Below are 16,352 nucleotides of genomic sequence, written 5' to 3' on the forward strand. Positions count from 1 at the left end.
GATGTCCTTTCCCCTCCTGACAGCGACGGCGGTCCTGCCCGCGGTCGGCGCGATCGCCACGGCAGCCGTCCCGGCCGCCCGGCGGACCGCCGCCAAGTGGCTCGCGCTGCTCGTCTCGCTCGCCACGCTCGGCCTCGCCGGGACCGTGCTCGTCCGGTTCGACCCGGACGGCGACCGCTATCAACTGACCGAATCGCGCGCCTGGATCAAGGACTTCGGCGTGCGGTACGAGCTCGGGGTCGACGGCATCGCCGTCGCACTCATCGCGCTCACCGCGCTCCTGATCCCCTTCATCATCCTGGCGGGCTGGCACGACGCCGATCCCCTGGAGACGAAGTCGTCGCGCTGGCGGCCGACCCAAGGCTTCTTCGCCCTGATCCTCGCCGTCGAGGCGATGGTGATCATCTCCTTCGAGGCCACCGACGTCTTCCTCTTCTACATCTTCTTCGAAGCCATGCTCATCCCGATGTACTTCCTCATCGGCGGCTTCGGAGACCGCGCCCACGCGGGCACCGACGAGAACGCCTCGGCACAGCGCTCGTACGCCGCGGTGAAGTTCCTCCTCTACAACCTCGTCGGCGGCCTCATCATGCTGGCCGCCGTGATCGGGCTCTACGTGGTCGCGGGGAACTTCTCGCTCCAGGAGATCGCCGCCGCGCGCGCGGACGGTTCGCTCGACATGGCGACCAACACCGAGCGGTGGCTCTTCCTCGGCTTCTTCTTCGCCTTCGCGGTGAAGGCCCCGCTGTGGCCGCTCCACACCTGGCTGCCGAACGCGATGGGAGAGTCCACCGCCCCGGTCGCCGTGCTGATCACGGCCGTCGTCGACAAGGTCGGCACGTTCGCGATGCTGCGGTTCTGCCTCGGGCTCTTCCCGGAGGCGAGCGAGTGGGCGACGCCCGTCATCCTCGTCCTCGCCCTGATCAGCATCATCTACGGAGCGCTGCTCGCGGTCGGCCAGCGCGACATCAAGCGCCTCGTGGCGTACGCGTCGATCTCGCACTTCGGCTTCATCGTGCTCGGCATCTTCGCGATGACATCGCAGGGCCAGTCCGGCGCGACGCTCTACATGGTCAACCACGGCATCTCGACCGCCGCGCTGATGCTGGTGGCCGGGTTCCTGATCTCGCGGCGCGGCTCGCGTCTGATCGCCGACTACGGAGGGGTGCAGAAAGTCGCCCCGGTGCTCGCGGGCACCTTCCTGATCGGCGGCCTCGCGACGCTCTCGCTCCCCGGGCTCGCGCCCTTCGTGAGCGAGTTCCTCGTCCTGGTCGGCGCGTTCGCGCGCTACCCGGTGGTCGGCATCATCGCGACCGTCGGCATCGTGCTCGCCGCGCTGTACACACTCGTCCTCTACCAACGGACGATGACGGGCCCCGTGAAGGCGGAGGTCGCGACCATGCCCGACCTGCGGGTGCGTGAACTGGTCGTCGTGGCACCGCTGATCGCGCTCCTGATCGGCCTCGGGGTCTACCCGAAGCCGCTCACCGAGGTGGTCAACCCTGCGGTCGAGCACACGATGTCCGACGTACAGAAGAAAGACCCCAAGCCCGAGGTGGAGGCGGCCAAGTGAGCGCAACAGCCGTCCACAGCCTGTGGACAACGGCGGCGACAGTGCCTGTTCAAGAGCAGATCGGCAAGATCGACGCCCCCGACATCGAGTACGGACAGCTGTCGCCGACGTTGATCGTCATCGGCGCGGCCGTCCTCGGAGTGCTCATCGAAGCCTTCGTCCCGCGCAAGTCCCGTTACTACGTACAGCTCTTCGTCTCCGTCGTCGCCCTGGCCGCCGCGTTCGCCGCGGTCGTCGGACTCGCGGCCCGCGGTTTCGGCACCACCAAGGCCCAGATCGCGGCGATGGGCGCGATCGCGGTCGACGGTCCCGCGCTCTTCCTGCAGGGCACCATCCTGCTCACCGGAATCGTCGCGATCTTCACCTTCGCGGAGCGGCGCCTCGACCCGGCGGCGCACGGCAACCGCGTCGACTCGTTCGTGGCGCAGGCCGGCGCCGTGCCGGGCAGCGAGGCCGAACAGGCCGCCACCAAGGCCGGGTTCACCACCACCGAGGTGTTCCCGCTGGCCCTCTTCGCCATCGGCGGCATGCTCGTCTTCCCCGCGGCCAACGACCTCCTGACGCTCTTCATCGCGCTGGAAGTCTTCTCCCTGCCGCTGTACCTGCTCTGCGCGCTCGCCCGGCGCAAGCGCCTGATGTCGCAGGAATCCGCCGTCAAGTACTTCCTGCTCGGCGCGTTCGCCTCGGCGTTCACGCTCTTCGGCATCGCGCTCCTCTACGGCTACGCGGGCTCCGTGTCGTACGCCACGATCGCGAACGTCGTCGAGGGCAACGTCAAGACCGTGAACCCGGCGCTCGCCGACACCATGGGCAATGACGCGCTGCTCCTGATCGGCGTCGCGATGGTGGTGATGGGGCTGCTCTTCAAGGTCGGCGCGGTGCCGTTCCACATGTGGACCCCTGACGTCTACCAGGGCGCCCCGACGCCGGTCACCGGCTTCATGGCGGCGGCGACGAAGGTGGCCGCGTTCGGCGCGCTCCTCCGTCTCCTCTACGTGGTGCTTCCCGGCCTGCGCTGGGACTGGCGGCCGGTCATGTGGGGCGTCGCGATCATCACGATGCTGGGCGGCGCGATCATCGCGATCACGCAGACCGACATCAAGCGGCTCCTGGCGTACTCGTCGATCGCGCACGCCGGCTTCATCCTCGCCGGTGTCATCGCCACCACCCCGGACGGCATCTCCTCCGTCCTCTTCTATCTGGGCGCCTACTCCTTCGTGACCATCGGCGCCTTCGCCGTCGTCACGCTGGTGCGGGACGCGGGCGGCGAGGCGACGCACCTGTCGAAGTGGGCGGGGCTCGGCCGCAGGTCGCCCCTGGTCGCCGCGGTCTTCGCGGTCTTCCTGCTCGCCTTCGCCGGCATCCCGCTGACCTCCGGGTTCGCCGGGAAGTTCGCCGTCTTCAAGGCGGCCGCGGAGGGCGGCGCGGGCGCGCTGGTCGTGGTCGGTGTCCTGTCGTCGGCGATCGCCGCGTTCTTCTACATCCGCGTGATCGTCCTGATGTTCTTCAGCGAGCCGAAGGCGGACGGCCCCACGGTCGCCGTGCCCTCGCCGCTGACGATGACGGCGATCGGTGTGGGCGTCGCGGTGACGCTGGTCCTCGGTGTGGCCCCGCAGTACTTCCTGGATCTGGCGAACCAGGCGGGAGTCTTCGTCCGGTAGCCGGAGCCCTTCGTATCTTTCGTACACGTGTTGCCGCCCGGCATCCCGAGAGGGGGTGCCGGGCGGCGGCCTGTGGATAACTGTCCGGGGTGTCGGTGGGGAGCCCTATCGTGGAGGCAGTGGTCGAGGTAGTGGCCGAGGCAGGAAGCACGGCGGGGGACAGGGCGATGGATGGGACCAAAGGCATGAGCGAGGTGACGGCGGCGGTAGCGGCGCCGGGCGCGGCGACCGGCTCCGTGACGGAGAGCGACGCCCTGCGGACGCTCCACCGCGTCTTCGGGTACGACGCCTTCCGCGGCGAGCAGGAAACGATCATCGACCACGTGGTGGGCGGCGGCGACGCCGTCGTCCTCATGCCGACCGGCGGCGGAAAGTCCCTCTGCTACCAGATCCCGGCCCTGGTCAGACCCGGCACGGGCGTCGTGGTCTCCCCGCTCATCGCGCTCATGCAGGACCAGGTGGACGCGCTGCGGGCGCTCGGTGTGCGCGCCGGATTCATCAACTCCACGCAGGACTTCGACCAGCGGCGGGTGATGGAGGCGGAGTTCCTCGCGGGCGAGCTCGATGTGCTCTATCTCGCACCGGAGCGGCTGCGCCTGGACGCCACGCTGGACCTCCTCTCGCGGGGCCGGATCTCCGTCTTCGCGATCGACGAGGCGCACTGCGTCGCCCAGTGGGGGCACGACTTCCGGCCCGACTATCTCGCGCTCTCCGTGCTCGGGCAGCGCTGGCCCGACGTGCCGCGGATCGCCCTGACCGCGACGGCCACGCACGCCACGCACCGGGAGATCACCGAGCGGCTCGGCATGCCGGACGCCAAGCACTTCGTGGCGAGCTTCGACCGGCCCAACATCCAGTACCGCATCGTGCCGAAGGCCGAGCCGAAGAAGCAGCTCCTGTCCTTCCTGAAGGAGGAGCACGCGGGCGACGCCGGCATCGTGTACTGCCTGTCGCGCAATTCGGTCGAGAAGACCGCCGAGTTCCTGTGCAGGAACGGCATCGAGGCCGTCCCGTACCACGCGGGCCTGGACGGCGGCACGCGCGCGGCCCACCAGTCCCGCTTCCTGCGGGAGGAGGGCCTCGTCGTCTGCGCCACGATCGCCTTCGGCATGGGCATCGACAAGCCGGACGTCCGCTTCGTCGCCCACCTCGACCTGCCCAAGTCGGTCGAGGGGTACTACCAGGAGACCGGCCGCGCGGGCCGCGACGGCCTGCCCTCCACGGCCTGGATGGCGTACGGCCTCCAGGACGTGGTCCAGCAGCGCAAGATGATCCAGAGCAGCGAGGGCGACGAGGCGTTCCGCCGCCGGGCGGCCTCGCACCTCGACTCGATGCTGGCGCTCTGCGAGACCGCGCAGTGCCGCCGCACCCAGCTCCTCACCTACTTCGGCCAGGAAGCGGCGGCGGAGTCCTGCGGGAACTGCGACACGTGCCTCACCCCGCCCGAGACCTGGGACGGCACGGTGGCGGCGCAGAAGGTGCTGTCCACGGTGGTGCGCCTGCAGCGTGAGCGCGGGCAGAAGTTCGGCGCGGGCCAGATCATCGACATCCTGCTCGGCAAGAAGACCGCGAAGGTCATCCAGTTCGACCACGACCAGCTGTCGGTCTTCGGCATCGGCGAGGAGCTGGCGGAGGCCGAATGGCGGGGCGTGGTACGGCAGTTGCTGGCGCAGGGCCTGCTCGCCGTCGAGGGGGAGTACGGCACGCTTGTGCTCACCGAGACGAGCGGTTCCGTCCTCGGCCGGGAGCGTGAGGTGCGGCTGCGCAAGGAGCCGAAGCGGGCTCCGGCGGCGCGGGCGGCCAAGGGCGAGCGCAAGGCGAAGTCGGCGGCGGCCGTCGCCGAGCTGCCCCAGGAGGCAGTGCCGATCTTCGAGGCGCTCCGCGCCTGGCGTGCGGCCCAGGCGAAGGAGCAGGGCGTCCCCGCGTATGTGATCTTCCACGACGCCACGCTCCGGGAGATCGCCACGCTGCGGCCCACGTCCGTGTCGGACCTCGAAGGCATCAGCGGAGTGGGCGAGAAGAAGCGGACGACGTACGGCGAGGGTGTGGTCGGGGTCGTGGCGGAGTTCGTGGGCGGCGCCACGGATTCCGGCGGGGCGCCTGACAGGGCGGCTGACGGGGCCGCCCGGCCGGGCGAGGGACCTGGCGGTGCCTCCGCCGGCGGGCCGGCCGGCGGAGGCACCCCGGCTCCGGCCGATGAGGCGGAGCTGGGCTGGGGCGACGAGGAGGAGCCGGACTGGGCGTCGTGACGCGTCCGGACTGGGGGCCCTGACGCGTGCCGGGCCGGGCGTCCTGACGTGTGGCCGCGGTCAGGTGGGGTGTCGTCGGCGCCCCGTCCCGCGTTACCTCGCCGCCACGATGCGGCCCGTCACCTCGCCGAGGCCCACCTTCGTTCCGCCCGGGCCCGGGGCCCAGGCGGAGAGGGTGACCTCGTCGCCGTCCTCCAGGAAGGTGCGCTTGCCGTCGGGGAGTTCGAGGGGGTCGCGGCCGTTCCAGGTGATCTCGATCAGGGAGCCGTACTGACCGGGCTCGGAGCCGCTGACCGTGCCCGAGCCGTACAGGTCGCCGGTGCGGAGTGAGGCGCCGTTGACCGTCATGTGGGCCAGCTGCTGCGCGGCCGTCCAGTACACCGTGGAGAACGGCGGCTCGGAGATGACCTGGCCGTTCAGGGTGACCGTCATGCGCAGGTCGTAGCCGCCGGGCTCGTCCGCGGACGACTCCGCGGAGTCGTCCAGGTAGGGCAGGAGCGGGTGCGTGCGCTCCGGGGGTGCGACCCGCGCCGAGTCCAGCGCCTCCAGCGGGGTGATCCACGCGGAGACCGAGGTGGCGAAGGACTTCCCGAGGAACGGGCCGAGGGGGACGTACTCCCAGGCCTGGATGTCGCGCGCGGACCAGTCGTTGAGGAGGGTGAGTCCGAAGACGTGCTCGCGGAAGTCCGCCAGGGGGACGGGGGTCCCGTGCGCCGAGGAGGCGCCGACCACGAAGCCGACCTCCGCCTCGATGTCGAGCCGGACCGAGGGGCCGAAGACGGGAGCCGCGTCGGAGGGCGCCTTGCGCTGGCCCGTCGGGCGGACGACGTCCGTCCCGGAGACGACGACCGTGCCGGCCCGGCCGTGGTAACCGATGGGCAGGTGCTTCCAGTTGGGGGTCAGCGGGGTCGGCGAGTCCGGGCGGAACATCTTGCCCAGGTTCGTCGCGTGGTTCTCCGAGGCGTAGAAGTCGACGTAGTCCGCGACCTCGAACGGCAGGTGCAGGGTCACTTCGGAGAGGGGGTGCAGCAGGGGGCGTACGGCTTCGCGGTGGGCGGGCACCGTCACCCACGCCGTCAGGGCGCGCCGCACGTCGGACCAGGCGGTGCGGCCCGCGGCGAGCAGCGGGTTCAGGGTGGGGCGTGCGAGGAGCGAGACGTAGGGGGAGCCGAGTGCGGCGGCCGCGGCGCCCGCGTCCAGGACGTACGAGCCGAGCCGCACCCCGACCCTGCGTCGGCCGGTCGCCTCGCCGGCCAGGGAGAACACGCCGTAGGGGAGGTTGTGCGGTCCGAAGGGGTCGCCCTCGGGAAGGCCGAAGGGATCGCCCTCGGGAAGACCGGTGGAGCCGCCCTCGGGGTGGCCGGTGGGGCCTCCGGAGAGGTCGGCGGAGTCACCGGCGGCCGGGTCGAGCGGGGTCTGCTCGGACATGCGTACCTGCCTCGCTTTCCATAGGGGTGTGCCACACGTTACGTGTGGAGGGCCCTGTTGCGGCAGTGCCTGAAGAGTGTGCAATGTCCGGTTAACACGCGCCGCGCGAGGTGGAATATCACCTTCCGCTTTCCTGTGAGGGAGGAACTGCCCGTCCTCACCCGGCCGTATGCGCACCTTGCCAAGCAGCTTCCGGTGGAGCGCAGGATCCGTATTCTCTGGATCATGGCCGCTCCCCTCGCATATGCACTCATCGCCACTGACCTGGACGGGACGCTGCTGCGCGGCGACGACACGGTCTCGGACCGGTCGCGGCGGGCACTGGCCGCCGCCGGCGAGGCGGGCGCCCGGCACCTCGTGGTGACAGGCCGCCCGGCGCCGAGGGTGCGGCCCCTCCTGGACGAACTCGGCTATGCGGGCCTGGCCGTCTGCGGTCAGGGAGCGCAGCTGTACGACGCGGGGGCGAACCGGATGGAGTGGTCCGTGAAGCTCGACCGCGAGCTCGCCGAGGCCGCGCTCGGCAAGATCGAGGCGGAGGTCGGACAGGTCTACGCGGCCGTGGACCAGGACGGGGTCCACGGCCTCACGCTCATCGAGCCGGGGTACGAGATGCCGCATCCCACGCTTCCCGCGATGCGGGTGCCCGGGCGGGACGTGCTGTGGGAGGAGCCCATCAGCAAGGTGCTCCTGCGCCATCCGTGGCTGCCGGACGACGAGTTGGCGGCGGTGGCGCGCGACGCGGTGGGTTCCCTCGCGACGGTCACCATGTCGGGGCCCGGCACGGTGGAGCTGCAGCCGTGCGGGGTGACCAAGGCGACCGGGCTTGCGCTGGCCGCCGAGCGGCTCGGCCTGACGGCCGCGGACACGATCGCGTTCGGGGACATGCCGAACGACATCCCCATGTTCCTGTGGGCCGCACACGGGGTGGCCATGGCCAACGCCCATGGGGAACTCAAAGCCGTGGCCGACGAGTTGACCCTCTCGAACGAGGACGACGGCATCGCCGTCGTCCTCGACCGTCTTCTGCGGGGCGACCTCCGGACCAGGTCCTGGGCCGACAGGTCCTAGCCCGCGGTCCGCCGGATCCGCTTCTCCCACGTCCGGTGGAAGACGACCTCGTCGCCGGCCCTGCACACCACCTCGTTCGAGGTGATGAAGTCCGCCGCGTCGCACGTGATCTCCGAGCGGGTCTCGACGCGCGTGTCCCAGCCGAGTTCGGGCCGGTGCAGGCGGATCGTCCAGTCCGAGCGGGTGCGGGCGCTCAGCGGGTCGCCCTCCTGGATCGTGTACGTCTCCAGCGCGTCCTCGGTGAATTCGAGACCGTCGGGGTACACGCGCGTGCCGCCGTAGCGCGGGTCGACCTCCAGGCGCCACTCGCCCTTGGCGACGTCGCGTACGACCAGGCGCTCGGGCCGCTGTTCGTCCAGGGTCGCCGGATACGCCACGCCGAGGGGCTCCGACTGCTCGGCGGGCGCGAAGGTGATCGACGGGTCGAAGTCGCCTTCGCGGACGGGCAGTTCCAGGGAGCTGCCCACCGGCTCCAGGGTGAAGCCCACCGAGTCCGCCTGCGGCCAGATCCAGGGCCAGTACGCGGAGGAGACCGCGAGGCGGATGCGGTGGCCCGGCGGGAAGGTGTGGCCGATGCCGTTGAGCTCGAACGTCACGTCCTCGGTGGCGCCGAGGGGCCAGGCGTCCGCGCGGTCCCTGCCGTGCCGGGCGGAGAGGTTGAGCACGCCGCGCGTGACCAGGGTCGACGAGCCGTCGGGCGCGATGTCGCAGAGGCGGGCGACGGCCTGGCCGAAGGGCACGTCCATCCGCAGCCGCAGCGTCACCCTGGGGCGCCCGAGGATTCGTACCTCCGAGGGGACCTCGAATTCGAAGCACGCCGACTTCGCGTCCTCGTCCCGCTGGTCGGGCGGCAGGTCCGCGTCGTTCCCGAAGGGGAAGAAGCGGCCCGCGTCCAGGCCCGTGTGCTGCGGGGAGTCGACGAGGACGGGGGTGCCCTGGAGCGCGTACGAGACGGGGGTGACGTTCGGGGACGGCCAGGACGGGTCGCCGACCCAGCCGCCGGACAGCTCCGGGTAGACCGTCGCCGGCGGGTGCGAGTCGCTGATCCAGGAGCGGAGCTTCGGCTCGGCCATGACGCCGGTGTCGACACCCTTGAGGTGGTGGTCCCACCAGCGCAGGGTCTCCTGGAGGAAGCCGATCGCGGGGCCCGGCGGCAGGCCGCGGTCCGGGTACTGGTGCGACCAGGGGCCGATCAGGCCGCGCACCCGGTCGTCGGGGAGGTGCTCGACCAGGCGCAGGACGGTGTCGCGGTACGGGTCGTGCCAGCCGCCGACCGCGAGCACCGCGGCGCCGATCGCGGAGTAGTCCTCGCAGACGCTGCCGTGCCGCCAGTAGTCGTCGCGGGTCTGGTGGTCGAGCCAGGTGTGGATGAGGGGTTCGACGGCTTCGAGGCGCGTCAGCCACATCTCGCGCCAGGCGTCGCCCACGAAGTACGGGTCCGGCGGGCGCGACGCGAAGGCGAGCATCGTCGCCGCCCACGCGTGCATGTCCACCGCGAGGACGGAACCGCCCATGTAGTGCACGTCGTTGTCATAGCGGTCGTCCGCCGAGCAGACCGTGACGATCGCCTTGAGCGGCTCGGGTGCGAGCGCCGCGATCTGGAGGGAGTTGAAGCCGCCCCAGGAGATGCCGAACATGCCGACCCTGCCGGTCGACCAAGGCTGCGCGGCCAGCCAGTTCACCACCTCGACGCCGTCGGCCAGCTCCTGCGGCGAGTACTCGTCGGTGGGCAGGCCCTCGCTGTTGCCGTGGCCGCGGACGTCGACGCGCACGGAGGCGTAGCCGTGGCCCGCGTACCAGGGGTGGCGCTGCCAGTCGCGCGGCGCCGTCCAGTCGCTGAGGCGGTAGGGGAGGTATTCGAGGAGCACGGGGACCGGCTCGTCGGTGACCGGGCGCCACACACGCGCGTAGAGCCTGGTCCCGTCGGAGAGGGGTACGTGGAAGTCCTCGCGGGTGGTCTCGTACGGGAAGGAGTCGCGGATCTGCATGAGTGGAACCTCAGTGGACGGGGTGTCTCCGGTGGACGGGGTGTCCTAGTGGACGGGGTGCATGGTGCGGCGCAGCCACGGTGCGAGCGCGATCACGGCGACGCCCGCGAGGACGGCGATCGCGCCGTTCACGCCGAAGTACGCCGGGTTGGAGACCTCTCCGTAGACCTTCACGACCTGCGCCTGGATGCCGTTGGCGAGCGCGAGGGAGAGGAACCACAGGGCCATGGTCTGGCTGGCGAAGGCCTTCGGGGCGAGCTTGGTCGTCGCGGACATGCCCGAGGTCTCCACGAGGATGTCGCCGAGCCCGAGCAGCAGGTAGGAGCCGACGATCCACCAGACCGCCATCTTGTACGTGTCGTCGGCGTGCCCGGAGGTGGGCAGCGTCATCAGGAGGAACGACAGACCGCCCAGGATCACACCGAAGGCGATCTTGTTGGAGGCGTGCGGCTGGCGACGGCCCATCCGCGCCCAGACGGCGGCGACGACCGGCGCGAGGCCGACCTCGAAGGCGCCGAGCGCGGAGGCGTACCAGCTCGCGGGGAAGGTGAAGCCGAAGATCGACGTCTCGGCGTTCGTCGACGCGAGCAGGATCATCGTCGAGTACGCCTGGAAGAGGATGAAGTTGAAGACCACCGAGGCCAGGAAGAGGACCACGTACGGCCTGAGGCGGCCGCGCTCCTCGGCGCTCACGCGCGGGCTGCGGAACATCACCGCGAAGTAGACGACCGGCGCGATCACGGAGACGAGGGTGAGCAGGTCGACGAAGCGGTCCATGGTGAGCCAGCCGACGGCGGCGAGGAGCCCGGCGACGGCGGCGGCCGCGACCAGGCCGGCGACGATCAGCAGGACGGCCCGGCGCATCGCGTCCCTCGGCAGCGCGAACTCCGCGGACGCCTTCCGTCCCGCGAGATGGCGCCGCCCCGCGACGTACTGGACGAGGCCGAAGGTCATGCCGATCGCGGCCGCCGAGAAGCCCCAGTGCCAGCCCTTGTGGTCGCCGAGCCAGCCGGTGATCAGCGGGCCCGCGAAGGCGCCCACGTTGATCGCCATGTAGTACAGCGCGAAGCCCGCGTCGCGGCGCTCGTCCTCGGTGCGGTAGAGCTTGCCGACCATCGAGGCGACATTGGGCTTGAGGAGGCCGGTGCCCGCGCTGATCAGGCCGAGCCCCACCCAGGTCATCGTCGCCGTCGGCACGGCCATCGAGTAGTGCCCGCAGGCGATCAGAATGCCGCCCCACAGCACCGCGCGGTACGAGCCGAGGATGCGGTCGGCGAGCCAGCCGCCCGCCACGGAGACGAGGTAGACCAGCGTGCCGTACGCCGCCGAGACCGACGCGGCCGTGCCGGCATCCATCCCCATGCCGTCGTTCGCGACGGAGTCGGCGAAGTAGAGGACCAGGATGGCCTGCATGCCGAGGAACGAGAAGCGCTCCCAGACCTCAAGGCCTGAGAGGGTGAGCAGGCCGCGCGGCTGGCCGAAGAAGGCGCGGTCGTCGCCCGGCGGCGGATCGCCGGTCGGCTCGGCTGGCGGCTCGTACTCGGCCGTAGTACGGGACAAAGACTCTTCTCCCGGTTGTTACGGGTCTTGCGGGGCAGGACGGTCTTCTCGGGCTTATGGGCTGATCAAGAACATACCGGTGAGCGTCGCACACCGCTCGGCCTGGTGTGCGAAGAGGGTGCGGGGGGACTCGGTATCCGCTCCGACCAGCGCGGCGGCGTGCGACGGGCGGGCAGGTGCTCGCCGTGATCGAAAGTCGACCGGATACGCTGACTTGAGTGATGGCAGCGACACATCGACAAACCCGTGTCATCGAACGAGATCCAATGATCGACCGAGTTGGCCATGTGATCGTCAGCAGACAGGAGAACCTCTCGTGACCGTCGTCGGGCCTTTTGGGCTGAGCGTGCGGGACCAGGCTCTCGAAGCCGATGTCCAGGTCGGATTGGCGGCTGTCGAGGAGGGACTGCTCGAAGCCACCAAGAGCGAGGTGCCCTTCATCACCGAGGCCGCCCAGCACTTGGTCCGCGCCGGGGGCAAGCGTTTCCGGCCGCTGCTCGTGATGCTCGCTGCCCAGTTCGGCGACCCCTACGCGCCGGGTGTCGTGCCCTCCGCCGTCGTCGTCGAGCTGACCCACCTCGCGACGCTGTACCACGACGACGTCATGGACGAGGCCGATGTGCGCCGCGGCGTCGAGAGCGCCAACCAGCGCTGGGGGAACTCCGTCGCCGTGCTGACCGGCGACTTCCTCTTCGCCCGCGCCTCGTACATCCTGGCCGACCTCGGCCCGGAGGCCGTCCGCATCCAGGCCGAGGCCTTCGAGCGGCTGGTCACCGGCCAGATCCTGGAGACCGCGGGACCGACCGAGGGCCGCGACCCGGTCGACCACTATCTCGACGTGCTCCGGGGCAAGACCGGCTCGCTGGTCGCCGTGGCCTGCCGGTTCGGCGCGATGATGTCCGGCGCGGACGAGACCGTCGTGGACGTCCTCACGCAGTACGGCGAGCGGCTCGGCGTCGCCTTCCAGCTCGCCGACGACGTGCTCGACATCGCCTCCGACTCGCACGAGTCCGGCAAGACGCCGGGCACGGACCTGCGCGAGGGCATCCCCACGCTGCCGGTGCTCCGGCTGCGCGAGCGGGCCGCGCGGCTCGGCCTCGCCGAGGACATCGCCCTGTGCGAGCTCCTCGACTCGGACCTCACGGACGACGCACGGCACGCGGAGGCCCTCACCAGGCTGCGCGCGCACCCCGCCCTCGAACACGCGCGCAGGGACACGGTCTGCTACGCGGAGAGCGCACGGGCCGCCCTCGGCCCGCTGCCCGAGGGCGACGCGAAGGCGTCGCTGATCGAGCTCTGCGACCTCGTGGTGCACCGGGCGGGCTGAGCGCCCGTCCTTTTCCCGGGCCGCCACCGGAGCCCGGACTGTCGATCGGCGGTGCCACCCCCTACGGGACGGGGGAGGCACCGCTGATTCATGTCATCCCAGAGCAGTACATGGAGTTGCTTCCGGGGTCTGACGCTTCTTGGTGGCCGATTTGGTCGGATGGAGTCCAGCGAGAACAACCACTCCTGACCTATTCGGGTGAGAATGGCGGCACAGGGTGGACGAAGGCACGTACAGGGAAGGCCGCCGCCGACCACGGAGGTAAGGCAGACAATGGCACCGTACGAATCGGCGAAGGACACCAGCGAGGCCGCGGACCTGCGCGCCGGCCGCCGCAAGGCAGCCCGTTACGCGGTCCCGATCGCGGTGGCGGGGGTGGCGGCGGCGACGATCGGGCTCGTCCCGGCGCTCGCCACATCGGGCGACCCGGACCTCCCGAAGGTCACCGCACAGGAGCTCATCGAGAAGATCGCCGCGTCGGACACGCAGCAGCTCTCCGGCAACGTCAAGATCAGCACCGACCTGGGCCTGCCGTCGTTCGGCGGCATGGCGGGCGGCTTCGGCGGCGGGGGCGGCGCGGACCGGGGCGACGACGACGGCGACGAGAAGGGCTCGGCGGCCGACCCCAAGAGCAAGCTCATGGAGCTGGCGTCCGGCACGCACACGCTGCGCGTCGCGGCCGACGGCCCCGACAAGCAGAAGGTGTCCGTCCTCGGCGACGCCTCCGAGTACAGCCTGATCCACAACGGCGACGACGTGTGGGCGTACGACAGCGCGTCGAACGAGGCCTACCACGCGAAGGACGAGGGCGCCTCTCCGGAGAAGGGCGAAAACCACGGCGCGGTGCCGAAGGGGGAGCTGCCCAGCACCCCGAAGGAGTTCGCCGAGCAGGCCCTGAAGGCCGTCGACGGCACCACGTCCGTCAAGGTCGACGGCACCGCGCAGGTCGCGGGCCGTGACGCGTACCGCCTGGTGATCAAGCCGAAGCAGGCCGGTTCGACGGTCGGCCAGATCACCGTCGCGGTGGACGAGAAGACCGGCACGCCGCTCAAGTTCACGCTGACCCCGGCCTCCGGTGGCGCGGCCGTCGTCGACGCGGGCTTCACGAAGGTCGACTTCGGCAAGCCGTCCGCGTCCACCTTCGACTTCACGCCCCCCAAGGGAACGAAGGTCACCGAGGCCGACGAGCAGAGCCGTGACTTCAAGGGCAAGGACGGAAAGAAGTTCGACGAGGGCGACCTCAACGAACCGAAGGTCATCGGGAAGGGCTGGAGCTCCATCGCCGAGCTGAAGCTGCCCGGCGGCCAGGGCCTGCCCACGGCCGGCTCCGGCGACGTCCCGCAGGACGCGCAGAAGCTGCTCGACTCGCTGGGCGACCAGGTCGACGGAAAGTTCGGCTCCGGCACGGTCTTCTCGACCCGCCTGATCAACGCCCTCGTCACCGACGACGGCACGGTCTATGTGGGCGCGGTCACGAAGGACGCGCTGGTGAAGGCGGCGAACGAAGCGCACTAGCGGTGCGTACGGCATAGCGAACGGGAATGGCGGATGGGAGGTGCCGGACGGGCACCTTCCATCCGTCTCTTCGGAGAACGGGAGGGCAGCGTGCCGGGCAACAGCGGCAGTTCGCAGGGCTCGGCAGGGCCAAAGGCCCCGGTGGAGCACGTCATCGAGACGCACGCGCTCACCAAGCGCTACGGAAAGCACCTCGCCGTCGACCGGCTCGACCTCACCGTCCCCGAAGGCAGCGTCTTCGGCTTCCTCGGGCCGAACGGCTCGGGCAAGACGACGACGATCCGCATGCTGATGGGCCTCATCGAGCCGACCTCCGGCCGCGCCCAGGTCCTCGGCCGCCCCATGCCGCGCGCCACGCGCACCGTCCTCCCGCACGTGGGCGCGCTGATCGAGGGCCCCGCCCTCTACGGCTTCCTGTCGGGCCGCGACAACCTCCTGCGGTACGACTCCGCGGACCCGACCGCCGACCCGCGCACCCGGAAGGCGCGGGCCGAGGCGGCCCTCGACCGGGTCGGGCTCACCGCGGCCGCGGGCAAGAAGGCGAAGGCGTACTCCCTCGGCATGAAGCAGCGGCTCGGGCTCGCGGCCGCGCTGCTCCAGCCGCGCAGGCTCCTGGTCCTCGACGAGCCGACGAACGGCCTCGACCCGCAGGGCATGCGCGAGATCCGCACCCTGGTGCGGGAGCTGGCCGCCGAGGGCACGACCGTCTTCCTCTCCTCGCACCTGCTCGACGAGATCGAACAGGTCTGCACGCACGCGGCCGTGATGACCCAGGGCCGGCTGATCACCCAGGGGTCCGTCGCCGAGCTGGCGGCGGGCGCGCGGGGCAGGCTGGTCGTGACGACACCGGACCCGGGCGAGGCGGCCCGCGTCCTGAAGGAGCAGGGCGTGACCGATCTGGTCTCTACGGAGGACCGTGTCACCGGCGAACCACCGGTTCAGGACGGCGTGGACCTGGCCGATCTGAATGCCGCGCTGGTCGGCGCGGGCGTCCGCGTCCGCGGCTTCGGGCTCGAACGTGCCTCTCTGGAGGACGCGTTCGTGGCGCTGACGGGGGAGGGCTTCGATGTCGCGGGCTGAGGTCGCCGAGACCACGGACGTGTCCCGGGCGGACGTCCCGAGGGAGCAGCGCTGGATCTGGACGCTCGGTCTCTTCCGCAGCGAGCTGGGGATCACGTTCCGCCGCTGGCGGACCATCGCGCTGCTCGCGGTCCTCGCCGCCGTGCCGATCCTGGTGGGCATCGCGGTCAAGATCGAGACGAGCGACGGCTCCACGATCGGCGGGGGCGGCGACGAGGGCGGGCCCGCCTTCATCGCGCAGATCACCAACAACGGCCTGTTCCTGGTCTTCACCGCGCTCGCCGCGACCCTGCCGTTCTTCCTGCCCATGGCGATCGGCGTCGTCGCGGGAGACGCCGTCGCGGGCGAGGCGAGCGCGGGCACGCTGCGCTATCTGCTGGTCGCGCCCGCGGGACGGACCCGGCTGCTCCTCGTCAAGTACGCGACCACGCTGACGTTCTGCCTGGTCGCGACCCTGGTCGTCGCCACGTCCGCGCTCGCGACCGGCGCGCTGCTCTTCCCGCTCGGCGAGGTCACGACGATCTCAGGCACCCGCATGGGCTTCGGCGAGGGGCTGCTGCGGGCCCTGCTGATCGCGCTGGTCGTCGCCGTGTCGCTGATCGGCGTGGCGGCGCTCGGCCTGTTCGTCTCGACGCTCACCAGCAGCGGCATCGCGGCGATGGCGACGACCGTGGGGCTGTTGATCACGGTCCAGATCCTCGACCAGATCCCGCAGCTGCACGCCCTCCACCCGTACTTCTTCTCGCACTACTGGCTGTCGTTCGCCGACCTGATGCGCGAGCCGGTCTACTGGGACGACATCGTCAAGAACCTGCAGATGCAGGGCCTGTACGCGGCCGTGTTCGGCTCGGCCGCGTGGGCGCGGTTCGGGGCGAAGGACGTCATGGCGTAGGCCGTGCGGCG

The 16,352-nt window shown here is 70.8% G+C and carries 11 protein-coding genes; 8 read left to right on the forward strand and 3 right to left on the reverse strand.

The window, feature by feature from the left end; translation table 11 throughout:
- Position 1: 1 nt before the first annotated feature.
- From ACH4D5_RS08735 to recQ, 3 genes are all read left to right on the forward strand, one after another.
- Complete coding sequence (locus ACH4D5_RS08735; RefSeq protein ID WP_398300084.1) at positions 2–1,573, forward strand: NADH-quinone oxidoreductase subunit M; 1,572 nt, start codon at positions 2–4, stop codon at positions 1,571–1,573.
- Positions 1,570–3,234: an NADH-quinone oxidoreductase subunit NuoN gene (gene nuoN, locus ACH4D5_RS08740; protein ID WP_398300086.1), complete on the forward strand. Its 1,665-nt coding sequence runs from the start codon at positions 1,570–1,572 to the stop codon at positions 3,232–3,234. Before ACH4D5_RS08735 ends, nuoN begins: the two co-directional genes overlap by 4 nt.
- Before the next feature lie 185 nt (positions 3,235–3,419).
- Positions 3,420–5,483 (forward strand): DNA helicase RecQ, encoded by a 2,064-nt coding sequence (gene recQ, locus ACH4D5_RS08745; protein WP_398300088.1) that lies wholly within the window; start codon positions 3,420–3,422, stop codon positions 5,481–5,483.
- 93 nt (positions 5,484–5,576) lie between these two features.
- Here recQ and fahA read toward each other — a convergent pair whose 3' ends face one another.
- Entirely contained in the window at positions 5,577–6,911 is a 1,335-nt protein-coding gene (gene fahA, locus ACH4D5_RS08750; RefSeq protein ID WP_398300090.1) for a fumarylacetoacetase, read from the reverse strand.
- Positions 6,912–7,136: 225 nt separating this feature from the next.
- Here fahA and ACH4D5_RS08755 point away from each other — a divergent pair, with 225 nt between their 5' ends.
- Complete coding sequence (locus ACH4D5_RS08755) at positions 7,137–7,979, forward strand: HAD family hydrolase (RefSeq protein ID WP_398300092.1); 843 nt, start codon at positions 7,137–7,139, stop codon at positions 7,977–7,979.
- Here the strand turns inward: ACH4D5_RS08755 and ACH4D5_RS08760 are convergent.
- Both ACH4D5_RS08760 and ACH4D5_RS08765 read right to left on the reverse strand, forming a co-directional pair.
- The gene (locus ACH4D5_RS08760; protein ID WP_398300094.1) at positions 7,976–9,967 is read right to left on the reverse strand and encodes a CocE/NonD family hydrolase; all 1,992 of its coding nucleotides are present in this window, start codon (positions 9,965–9,967) and stop codon (positions 7,976–7,978) included. The two genes, ACH4D5_RS08755 and ACH4D5_RS08760, sit on opposite strands and share 4 nt — an antisense overlap.
- A 45-nt stretch (positions 9,968–10,012) precedes the next feature.
- Positions 10,013–11,527 (reverse strand): peptide MFS transporter, encoded by a 1,515-nt coding sequence (locus tag ACH4D5_RS08765; RefSeq protein ID WP_398300096.1) that lies wholly within the window; start codon positions 11,525–11,527, stop codon positions 10,013–10,015.
- Between the two features lie 316 nt (positions 11,528–11,843).
- Here ACH4D5_RS08765 and ACH4D5_RS08770 point away from each other — a divergent pair, with 316 nt between their 5' ends.
- From ACH4D5_RS08770 to ACH4D5_RS08785, 4 genes are all read left to right on the forward strand, one after another.
- Entirely contained in the window at positions 11,844–12,854 is a 1,011-nt protein-coding gene (locus tag ACH4D5_RS08770; RefSeq protein WP_398300098.1) for a polyprenyl synthetase family protein, read from the forward strand.
- A gap of 273 nt (positions 12,855–13,127) precedes the next feature.
- Positions 13,128–14,369, forward strand: coding sequence for an outer membrane lipoprotein carrier protein LolA (locus tag ACH4D5_RS08775; protein ID WP_398300100.1), 1,242 nt, complete (start codon positions 13,128–13,130; stop codon positions 14,367–14,369).
- 90 nt (positions 14,370–14,459) lie between these two features.
- Positions 14,460–15,449 carry an ABC transporter ATP-binding protein gene (locus tag ACH4D5_RS08780; protein ID WP_398300102.1) on the forward strand — a complete coding sequence of 330 codons (990 nt, stop codon included), beginning with the start codon at positions 14,460–14,462 and terminating at the stop codon, positions 15,447–15,449.
- Positions 15,436–16,341 (forward strand): ABC transporter permease, encoded by a 906-nt coding sequence (locus tag ACH4D5_RS08785; RefSeq protein WP_398300104.1) that lies wholly within the window; start codon positions 15,436–15,438, stop codon positions 16,339–16,341. Before ACH4D5_RS08780 ends, ACH4D5_RS08785 begins: the two co-directional genes overlap by 14 nt.
- Positions 16,342–16,352 lie beyond the last annotated feature (11 nt).

The sequence above is a fragment of the Streptomyces sp. NPDC018029 genome, from assembly GCF_044327655.1.
GTDB lineage: Bacteria > Actinomycetota > Actinomycetes > Streptomycetales > Streptomycetaceae > Streptomyces.